This window comes from Wolbachia endosymbiont of Tuta absoluta (assembly GCF_059414725.1).
In genome coordinates this window covers 1-10,788 of record NZ_JBNRJY010000453.1, presented here as the reverse complement: position 1 = coordinate 10,788, position 10,788 = coordinate 1, and the positions used below count along the sequence as shown (strand labels likewise).

The following is a 10,788-nucleotide window of genomic DNA, read 5'->3' as shown; positions in this document are numbered from 1 at the left end:
GGATGACCTCAACACCTGAAGGTCAGTTGAATAACATAGTTAACGAACTTAAAAAAGCTAATTTTGAGCCAGGTACAAATAAGTTAGCTGTTAGTGCTACAACTGGTATTTGCGAAGGAAGAACAACAAAATGTGATGATCCTACAAAACACACTAACACACAGAGAGCCGAAAAACTTCATTCTTTATTGACTCAATTGAATGAAAAAGGATACAGTCCAATTGTATATGCTTCACCAAAAACGTGGAATGATTACTATACACAAGAAGAACATAATTTTTCTCACTACCCATTATGGGTTGCTGATTGGAGAGGAAGATCGGAGCCTGAATTACCTAAAGATTGGAAGGATGCGGGTAAAAACTATACTTATTGGAATTACACCTCTCAAGGAGAAGTAAACGGAATAGAGGGCCAAGTCCCGCTAGACCAAACTTTTTGATATCCTAAAACTATAAAGTAGTGCTAGGGCCTAGCACTACTTTAACAGAATTCAATATTCTTGTTTTTTCCCCACCTAAACTCAAGTTATATACAACTTTATTCAACAACCTTTAAAGACAACTCACGTAAATGCTTATCATCTACTTTAGAAGGAGCGCCCATTAGAACATCTTCTCCTTGCTGATTCATAGGAAAACAGATTACTTCACGAATATTCGGCTCATCTGCAAGTAGCATAACCATTCTATCAACCCCTGGCGCTATTCCACCATGAGGTGGCGCTCCAAACCTGAATGCACGCACAAGCGCGCCAAATTTTGTATCAACTTCCTCTTTACTGTAGCCTGCAATGGCAAAAGCTCTGTACATAATATTCAGTTTGTTATTACGAATTGCTCCACTTGACAGCTCTATTCCATTGCAAACAAGATCATATTGGTAAGCAAGGATATCCAGCGGATCTTTTTCTTCTAAATCTTTCAAGCCACCATGTGGCATAGAGAATGGGTTGTGAAAGAAATCTATTTTTTTGCTCTTATCGTCATATACAAAATATGGAAAATCAATAATCCAACAGAATTTGAAGATATCGTCATCTATTAATCCCAATTCTGAACCTAAAAGAGTGCGCACTTTCCCTGCAATTGTTGCTGCTTCATTTTCCTTATCAGAAGCAAAAAATACACTATCTCCGGGCTTTACATTCGTTATTTCTTTTATGGAATTTAGCCTATTGTCATCGAGGAATTTAGCAATTGGCCCTTTTGCGATGCCATCTTTATCAAACGTTATATATCCAAGACCTTTAGCACCGAATTCTTTTTGTGCATGTTCTATTTTTTTATCAAAAAAACTGCGTGGTTCCTCTGCTGTTTTAGGAGCAGGGATGGCTCTGACTACCATACCTCGCTCGATATTGCTTTTGAAAATATTGAACTCTGAATCACGGAAAATCTCTGTAACATCGCTGATTAATAATGGATTACGCAGATCTGGCTTATCAGATCCATATTTGAGCATTGCTTCTTTGTATGTAATACGTGGAAAATCTTTATCAACTGATTTGCGAGAAAATTTGGCAAACACTTTATATAAGGTAGATTCAATAACCTGAAATATATCTTCTTGAGTTACAAAAGACATTTCAAGATCTAGCTGATAAAACTCCCCAGGAGAACGGTCAGCCCTTGCGTCCTCATCACGAAAACAAGGTGCAATTTGAAAATATTTATCAAACCCTGAAACCATAAGCAACTGCTTAAAAATCTGTGGAGCTTGTGGTAATGCATAGAATTTACCAGGATTTAGTCTGCTTGGCACTAAATAATCACGTGCTCCTTCAGGAGAAGAGGCAGTAAGTATGGGAGTTTGAATATCTAAGAATCCTTGCTCTATCATGAGCCTCCTGAGCTCTGAAATGATCTGTGAACGTAGAATAATGTTATTACGAACCTTTTCACGTCTTAAATCAAGAAAACGATATTTAAATCTCATGTTTTCTGGGTATTCTTGCTCACCGGCGATACTTGCTAATATACTCCTTTCTTCTTTTGCTATTTCTTCATCACAGTGGAACTCAACTTCAGATTCAACTTGTAAATTACTAACTATAACTTCAATTTCTCCTGTGGAAATAGAGCTATTTACCGTATCTTCAGTTCTAGCTTTGACTATTCCTGTGACAGTAATCACACTTTCTGATTTTAAATTCGAAATTTCATCAAAAAAATCTTTATCGTTATTGAATACCAACTGAGTAATCCCATGAAAATCTCTTAAATCAACAAAGATTAGGTTACCATGGTCACGTTTACGGTACAGCCACCCAGAGAGAGTAACTTCCTTTTCTACATCATTCTTCCTTAATTCATTACACTCGTGAGTTTTATAACAGTTCATTTAATTGAAATTTCTAGAATACAAAAAGATTATAAAATAAATTAACCTTTGGGCAAGATAATATCTAAAGATCCTTTACAAGCAATTCTGATTTAGATATACTTTTTTATTATGTGTGTTGAGGTGTATTTATGAACCCTGAAGAATTAAAAGAAATTTTAGCTAAAAAAGAGAGGGTGAATGCTGTAATAAAAGATCTTGTTGATACTGTCACCAAAAATGATTTAGAAAAAGTAAAGTCAATTTTTGAGGAAAATAGTTCCATTATTCGAGATGTTGTCACTGAGGTTAATTCCCAAAGCGGTACAAATTTATTAAAGTGTTCTACTAATAACAAAATGGCCGAATATCTAATAGAAAAGGGTATAAGCTTTAGCGCTGCAGTCACAAAGGCAGTTAAAAGAAGAGATTTAGAGTCAGTAAAATCAATCTGTCAGATTAACAGCTTAATAGCTAAAGATGAGTTATCGCAAAATCCTGAGCCACTAGAATCTGCAACTTATGATCACAAATTTAATGATAAAATTGCAAGGTATTTGATTGAACAAGGTGCAAATCCTAATGCAACTGATCATCTTGGTCGTTACTTACTTCATCTGCAAACTGCACAAGGCAATTTCGAAGGAGCTAAGGCTTTAATAGAAAACGGTGCGGATGTTAACTTAATAAATCAAGAGGTAAAAAGCTATCAGAACTTAATTATTGGTGGTAGTGCGTTAAAGGGTCAAACTGCGTTGAATTTTGCAATTAGAATATATTACAGACATAAAGACATAGACGATCAAAAATCTGATAAAACCTTAAAATTTATAAGTTATTTAATAGAACACAAAGCAAACTTAAATATCAAAGATTGTAATGAGATGGTCCCTTTAGATATTGCTATATTTCATAATTCTCCAAAGATAGTAGAATTATTGATAAAAGCTGGTGCTGATCTTAATGTTGGAAGGAAAAAAGCAGAAGGTGTTTTAAAGTATGCAATTACTGAAGGGCATATAGATATAGGGAAAGCTACAATTCAATATATTTTGGAACATGACTCACACTGGTTAACAACTTCAAATAAACCAGATCTTCTCAATGACCAACAAGAGTTATCAAACTATTGGGATGAATATAAAGCTCAAGTTAAAGAGCTTCATGATATAGTGGAAGATAGAATTGACTTGACTGGTGACGGCTCTACCCGTCCTATAATGAGAACAGTGAGTGGCTTTTTAGATCATGAAAGTAGAAAAAATCTAGTAAAATCATCATTTATATCTAGTGCTGAGGCACCAGAAAATTTTTGTCCGAGAAAGCTGGCTGTTATAAGTGTAGCTGCAATAACTTGCGCTTTAGCATTATATTTTCTTGCTCCATTAATCATTGGGTCTTCTGCTGGAATTGGTACTCAACTAGCATTAGGAGCTGTAGGTGCAGTTGTAGGTGGTGGAATTGGAATCTTGACTAATGTGGCAATCGATCAATGCTACGTTAATTCAGTTACTCAGAAAGCTGACTAAAATTAAAGCGCCATAGATTGCTAAAATCCATAATTGTGGAGTAATATAATGTTACTTTCCTCAAGCCTTTAGCTCCTCAAATACTTCTCTTGCTCTGTTTAAAACAGAATCAGGAAAACCAGCAAGTTTTGCTACATGTATTCCATATGACTCATCTGCAATGCCTTCAATTACTTCATGTAAAAAGATGACTTCTCCTTTCCATTCTTTTATTTTCATACAAAAACATTTCACATTTTCTAAGTATTCACCTACTTTAGTCAATTCATGATAATGAGTTGCAAAAATGGCGCGGCACTTATTTACATTGTGAATATGTTCAATCACTGCCTGTGCAATAGATAATCCATCATACACCCCTGTGCCCCTACCAATTTCATCAAGTATCACCAAGGAACGGTCCGTTGCCTGATTTACTATCGTTGCTGTTTCGATCATCTCTACCATGAAGGTAGAATAACCAGCTGTTATATTATCCGTTGCGCCAACCCTGCTGAATATCTTGTCAATCACTCCTACATGCGCACTCTCTGCTGGCACAAATGACCCCATGTGAGCTAAAACTGCAATGAGAGCGTTTTGCCTCAAGAAAGTGCTTTTTCCAGCCATATTAGGACCAGTAATTAGATGTATACCAGCTAAATTGATGCTATTTGCAATGAATTTATCGTTAACTTCAACCACTGGGTGTCTTCCGCTACAGATATTGAACTCTTTGCTGTCATCAATAATGGGTTTTACGTAATTATTTTGCACTGCAAGCTCTGCAAATGCGGTTCTAATATCAAGTTTTGCCAAAGCATTTGCAGCAAGAGCAATTTTTTCAGATTCTTTAGCGACTTCACTACACAGTTCACTAAAAATTTTCATTTCTAAGCCGATTGCAGCATCACGTGCCGTAAGAATTTTATTTTCTAGTTCTTTCAATTCATTAGTAGTGTAGCGCATGCTATTTGCTAAGCTTTGTCTATGAATAAATATATCCGAAGTTATTTTGTGATTTGCCGACACTTCAACGTAATAACCAAGTATATTGTTGTGTAATATTTTGAGTGCAGCAATGCCAGTTAGGTCGCGATAAGATTCACGGAGCTTAGTTACCAACTTGTTACTGTTGTTCAATATATAAGATAACTCAGATAATTCTGAGTTGTATTTTGGATTGATAAATCCTCCTTCTTTTACGGAACTGAGGTTGTTATCAAGTATAGCGCTGTTTAGAAGCTCGAATAGATCTTTATGATTACCAAGACTTTTATGTATTGTGCTTAGTTCACTCTCGTCACTACTTATCACCTGAACTGGTTCCTTTTCTCTGGTCAAGCACTGGAATGACATCTGAGAGTTAATTTCTGATTTTTCACTTAAACAATAATTATGCAAGGTAGACAGAAACTCAGACAATTCTAAAGTCTTTCCTAGGCCTATTTTCAATAGGTTCATATCCTTTGGTGAACCACGCCCTAGTATTAAGCGCGATAAAGACCTTTCAATATCCGGAATGTTAGATAATATCTCTCGTATTTTTCTGCGTGAATCATGATTATTTACAAAAAATTGAGCGGTGCTGAGCCTCAAATTAATTGCCTTAGAGCAAGCAAGGGGTGAAGCGAGCATTTGTTTGAGCAGGCGTCCACCAGAAGCTGTAACTGTATGATCAATAACTGAAATTAGTGAACCTTTCTTTTCACCAAATTGAGTTGAAAACAACTCAAGATTTCTCCTTGCTGAAGCATCAATAAGCATGAAATTTTGTTGCTTATAGGTTTTTGGGAATTCAAGCCTTGGAATGGAGCCCCTTTGCGTTACTCTGACATATTCAAGCAGTGCACCACACGCCATGATTTCTACTTTGCTGAAATTTCCTATACTCCCAAGTTCCCTGATTTTATAAAACTCGCATAATGTTCTGTGAGATTTACTATACTCAAAAAAGCTCTGTGCGTGTTGCGTAATTGATATTTTATAATTTTTTAAAATCGATCTAATTTTTTCATCCTCAGTGAATTTTTCAGAAATTAATAATTCTCTTGGTGATATACGCAATAAATCACTATCTAGAGCTTTCAAACTCGTTAAAGTGTGAAAAAATTTTCCCGTCGATAATTCAAGCCAACTAATAGCATATTCGTCATTTTGTTCAACTATGGATGCGAGATAATTATTGCTTTTATCCTCCAGTAGTGAATCTTCTATAATTGTACCTGGAGTTACAACTCGCACTACATCACGCTTTACTATGGATTTATAGCCCCTCTTTTTTGCTTCATCAGCAGTTTCTAATTGGTCACAGATTGCTACTTTGAATCCTAAATCTATTAGCTTGTGTAGGTAAGATTCGCTACTGTGTGCTGGCACTCCACACATTGGTATTTCTTGCCCATTTGAATTGCCCCTCTTGGTTAGCACTATATTCAGCAATTTCGCAGCTTTAATAGCATCATCGAAAAACAATTCATAAAAATCGCCCAGTCTATAAAACAATAGATGATCCGTGTATTGAGCTTTCAAATTTAAATATTGCTCCATTACAGGGGTATTTTTTTCTCTTATTAAGTTCATAACATTTTTAAATATGTTAGCAGCAAACCACTTACTCTGGTGTTGGTTATTTTATTATGGATCAATAATTTTTTTTAGCTATAGTACAAAAACAAATAGTTTGAGGTAGAATTATGAAATATGAACGGTTGTTAAAAATATTAAGGACAATAAGTGACTTAAATGAGAACAATATAATCGAAAGGGTAAAAGAGGAATTGGAAAAAGAAGATCCAGACACGTATAAAAAGTGGCAAGATAATGGATTTAACATAAATTATACATTCGATGATCAAAGTACATTGTTACATATAGCTGCTAGAAATGATCTTGTAAAGATAGCAGAGCTTTTAATAAAAAAAGGGGGTAATGTTAATACAGCAGATCAAGATGGATGGAATACTTTACACTTTGCTGCTGCAAGTAGCAGTATAGGAGTGGTAGAGATTCTCATAGCAAACGGGGTTAATGTTAATGTAGCAGATCAAAATGGGTTTACTCCTTTGCATTGTGCTGCTCACAATGAAAATAAAGAGATAGTAGAACTCATATTAGACAAGGGGGCTAATGTTGATGCAGTAAATCAAAATGGGTGTACTCCTTTGCATTGTGCTACTATCAATGGACATGAAGAAATAGTAGAACTCCTATTAGAGAAAAGGGCTAATGTTGACGTAGCGGATGAATACGGGCGTACTCCGTTATGCTGGGCTATTAGAAATGGCTATTCAGAAATAGCAAGAATTCTACTTGAAAACAAAGCAGATCCTTTATTGGGACATAAAAGTTTTAACACATTAAAGCTTTTGATTGAATTAATAAAAAATGATTTTAAGCACTCTAAGAAAGCAGAAGAAACACAGCAACAAGAAGATGATGAATATGAATTGATTAAATACTCGTTGCTACTTCGCAATGACTGCTCCTTAACGGATGTTGTCGAAAGAAGTGCATTTGGCAAGCTGATATCTACGTGGCTTGTTGACATGTCCAACTTAACAGAGAGTCAGAAGGAATTGAATAAAAAATTCTTAAGTACTTTTAAAGACTTTCCACATGTTACTTATAAGGATTATAAGAACGATGTTGAAAAAATTAAAAAATTTTTACTAGATCATAAAAGTAATCAAGATCTAAAAACCATTCTCAACCTTAAAAGAGGAGAATCTAAACTGACAATACTGCATATTCTATCAAGTATGGAATGTAGCAATTCAGAAGAATGCATAGATTTACTGTTGAATTCAGGTGCTGATCCTAATGAAAAGGACGACACAGGAAGGACGCCTTTGCATTATGCTACTCGTTCTGGTCATTGTGATACAATTATCAAATTGCTTCTAAGGAAAGGAGCTAATCTTGATATAAAGGATAAAAAAGGTAAAACCCCAATAGAATTTGCAGTTAATAACCCCCACCTTAATATTAAAGAGTGCTTTTTAACTGATGATGTTATTTATGGAACTTTTCGTAAAAAAACACAAGCTGACTATAATGGAAAAAAGTATTTGCGCAAAAGTGTAAATCTATGGGGGAATGATTTTCTACTAGATGAGCAAGATCCAGATAAATATTTTTGTAAATTAGATGAAGTTCAAGACATAAATCAGCTAGAACAGGTTGTAAATGAAGCTATAAAATCTAGGGTAAGGTTCAATCTTACTTGTGAGGGAAATATATATGAAAATACTTATGAGAATAAGTATAATTTTACAGATTATGTAATAAGAAGAATTAGTGAATTAAAGATTTTTCAAGTTGAAAGGGACATAGAAGTTGCTAGTCGCATAGTATGTAATTTGGTAAAAAGAGGTGCAGTACTTGAAACTCTAAGTAGTATAATTGTAATTGATAAACTAGAGAAGTTTAAAGACCACAAAGCTAATCTGAAAGAAGCACGTAAAAGCTATATACATTATTCTCTAAGGTTTTTGGAAGCTGCAAAAAACGCAACTACTGGTAAGGTAAAAGAGGCAAAAATGGACAACTTCACTTTCTGCTTGAAATACTCAAAGAATAGTATAGTCGAGGTTGCAAAAATCATAAATGGAACAGATGAAAGCACAGAATTTCGAAGAGACGTGATAGCAATCGGTGAAAGCGAGATAGAAATTTTAACGGAAGGTGGGGTAAGAAATTATACTGACCTTATAGGTAATATAGTACTGACTTTTCATACTGATTTGGGAAAAGTAGATGCTAGATTGTATTCTGATGTGCAAGATGAAGGAAAAATTATAGTAGAAGTGAGTAACAAGGAGGAAATATTGGAAAAGTTTAAAAATTATAAAGAAGAGTTAGGTGAGAACTGCTTGCTTGGTGGTTCTTCTGTCTACGACGCTATTAAGCAGGGATATTTTAAAAGGCCTGAGGAAGTAGATTCCATATATCATGTAAGTTCTTCATTAGAAAATATATCTTTATTTCCTATTGTACAACAGAACACAGAGAAAATTCGCTAGCGAGGTTAGTGTTGCTTAGCTTAAGTTTAAATTGCCAAAAAATGCAAACTTTATGATACTGAAGGAACTACTTTTTTGGTAGAAGGCAAAGCAGCAAGGAGCGAGCCAAAAGCGATAAGAAAGGATCCTAGCCAGATTATAGACATTCCAGGTTTATAGTGCACTTTAGCTGCGATTTTGCTCTTACTCTTATCAATCTCTCCAATTACAACATAAATATCAGAAAATAAATTGTGGTAGATACTGCTTTCAACATTTTTCTGACCTTCCGCAAGGTAAAATCTATATTCAGGAGTTACTTCACCTAATATCTTATTATTCAGCAAATTCCTGATATCCATTGTACCCCTCACTGCATGGAAATTTTTTTCTTTTATTAGCTCAATATTTCGTAAAGTAACTTTAAATTTATTGACTGTTATGCTGTCTCCTATTCCCAAGTAGTTTTCTTTTTTCTCCTGCCAACCAACGGAATAAGATATACCAAGCACTAGAATTGCCACTCCAGCATGAGCAAGCATCATTCCATAGTAGGACTTAGAAACTCTTCTTGCTAATAAAATTGATTCACCAAATGCTACCTTAAATAAACAAATTCTTTTACTATATGCTTCTAAAACAAAGATTAATAATGCTATGGAGATGGTAATTGATAGCACAATCATTAGCTCCATGTGAAAGATAAACGGCAAAATAGCTGCAGCACTACAAAATGAAAATCTATATTCACGGAATATTGGCAATAGACTATTTCCCTGCCAACTGCAGTATTGCCCTATCATGGTGAGTACTAGAATAGCTAGTGCAATAGAGTTAAATAAAGAATTGTAATATGGTGCTCCAACTGAAATTAATTCACCGGTTAAATACTCAAGCACTGTAGGGTATAAAGTGCCAACGAACACGATGAAAAAGGCAGTGATGAATAATAAATTGTTCATCAGCATCATCGTAAGGCGTGAAAAGAATCTTCTACCTTCTGTCACTTGAGTAGCAGATTTCTTTTCAGATTCCAATATCGAATACTGGAAAGATGTGTGATTCTTTCTCGTAAACACTACAAATATTACTAAGCTACTGACTGTAATTACACCAAGTAGAGCTAATATATACAGTCCATATCTTGGGTCATCTGCAAACGTGTGCACTGAGGTAAGTATTCCTGAGCGGACTAGAAATGTTCCAGTCACACTCAATATAAAAGTTGTAAGCGTAAGTAAAATAGCGAAATTCCTTAAAGTATTGAAATTTCGTACAACGAGCAACAAATGTGTCAGCGCCACTGCAATTAGCCAAGGCATCAAAGAAACGTTTTCCACTGGATCCCAGAACCAAAATCCACCCCAACCGAGTTCACGATATGCCCACCAGCTACCCAAGCTGATGCCCAAAGTGAGCAGCGACCAAGAAATAAGTACCCAAGGCCTGACAATTTTAGCCCAAACATTTCCTTCAGTATTTAAAATTAATCCAGCTATAGAGAGCGAAAAAGGAATGCTAAATCCAAGGTACCCCAAATATAATACCGGTGGATGAATAGCAAGGCCTATATCCTGCAATATCGGATTAAAACCCAGTCCATCTGTTTCAATGCCTGGCATTTTAGTGAAGGGGCTGGATTCAAGTAAAGTGAACAGTAAAAAACAAAAGCAAATCAAGCCTTGGGTGATAAGAGATATTTTTTTTAATTTACTACCATTAGTTCGTTCTGGTGTCATGCAAGTAGCTGACACTGGAATCCAGTTTTTATTACACTGCCATTTGATGTACTCATTTGCAATTAAATTGTCTGGATCCAAGTAGTCAAGCACTGGGATGACAGAAGGTATATAAATATCCATTAGTAATAAATACATGACAAGCACTAAGGTCCAAAGCAACATAGACCCTTCTTTATTTCCCCAAACACCACAAATCTTATAGATTAAAGGTT

Annotated in this window: 6 protein-coding genes; 3 read left to right on the top strand and 3 right to left on the bottom strand. The window is 35.2% G+C overall.

Going from position 1 to position 10,788, the window contains the following annotated elements:
• On the top strand, positions 1–443 hold a 443-nt coding region (locus ACJ5GX_RS04950; protein ID WP_495292762.1), incomplete at its 5' end, for a GH25 family lysozyme.
• A 98-nt stretch (positions 444–541) separates the two neighbouring features.
• Here ACJ5GX_RS04950 and aspS read toward each other — a convergent pair.
• The gene (aspS, locus tag ACJ5GX_RS04945; protein ID WP_012481816.1) at positions 542–2,344 is read right to left on the bottom strand and encodes an aspartate--tRNA ligase; all 1,803 of its coding nucleotides are present in this window, start codon (positions 2,342–2,344) and stop codon (positions 542–544) included.
• A gap of 131 nt (positions 2,345–2,475) precedes the next feature.
• Here aspS and ACJ5GX_RS04940 point away from each other — a divergent pair, with 131 nt between their 5' ends.
• A complete protein-coding gene (locus tag ACJ5GX_RS04940) occupies positions 2,476–3,852 on the top strand; it encodes an ankyrin repeat domain-containing protein (RefSeq protein ID WP_019236533.1) in 1,377 nt (458 codons plus the stop codon).
• A gap of 60 nt (positions 3,853–3,912) precedes the next feature.
• On the opposite strand, the gene mutS is transcribed toward ACJ5GX_RS04940, so the two are convergent.
• The gene (gene mutS / locus ACJ5GX_RS04935; RefSeq protein WP_052264659.1) at positions 3,913–6,414 is read right to left on the bottom strand and encodes a DNA mismatch repair protein MutS; all 2,502 of its coding nucleotides are present in this window, start codon (positions 6,412–6,414) and stop codon (positions 3,913–3,915) included.
• A 113-nt stretch (positions 6,415–6,527) separates the two neighbouring features.
• On the opposite strand from mutS, the gene ACJ5GX_RS04930 reads away from it, so the two are divergent.
• Entirely contained in the window at positions 6,528–8,855 is a 2,328-nt protein-coding gene (locus ACJ5GX_RS04930) for an ankyrin repeat domain-containing protein (protein ID WP_052264658.1), read from the top strand.
• 50 nt (positions 8,856–8,905) lie between these two features.
• Here the strand turns inward: ACJ5GX_RS04930 and ACJ5GX_RS04925 are convergent.
• Positions 8,906–10,788: heme lyase CcmF/NrfE family subunit (locus ACJ5GX_RS04925; RefSeq protein ID WP_495292761.1), on the bottom strand; the 1,883-nt coding region annotated here is incomplete at its 5' end.

Excerpts from the sequence above, each read along its gene's own strand:
- aspS (WP_012481816.1), bottom strand. The coding sequence starts at position 2,344 with ATGAACTGTTATAAAACTCACGAGTGTAATGAATTAAGGAAGAATGAT.
- ACJ5GX_RS04940 (WP_019236533.1), top strand. The coding sequence starts at position 2,476 with ATGAACCCTGAAGAATTAAAAGAAATTTTAGCTAAAAAAGAGAGGGTG.
- mutS (WP_052264659.1), bottom strand. The coding sequence starts at position 6,414 with ATGAACTTAATAAGAGAAAAAAATACCCCTGTAATGGAGCAATATTTA.
- ACJ5GX_RS04930 (WP_052264658.1), top strand. The coding sequence starts at position 6,528 with ATGAAATATGAACGGTTGTTAAAAATATTAAGGACAATAAGTGACTTA.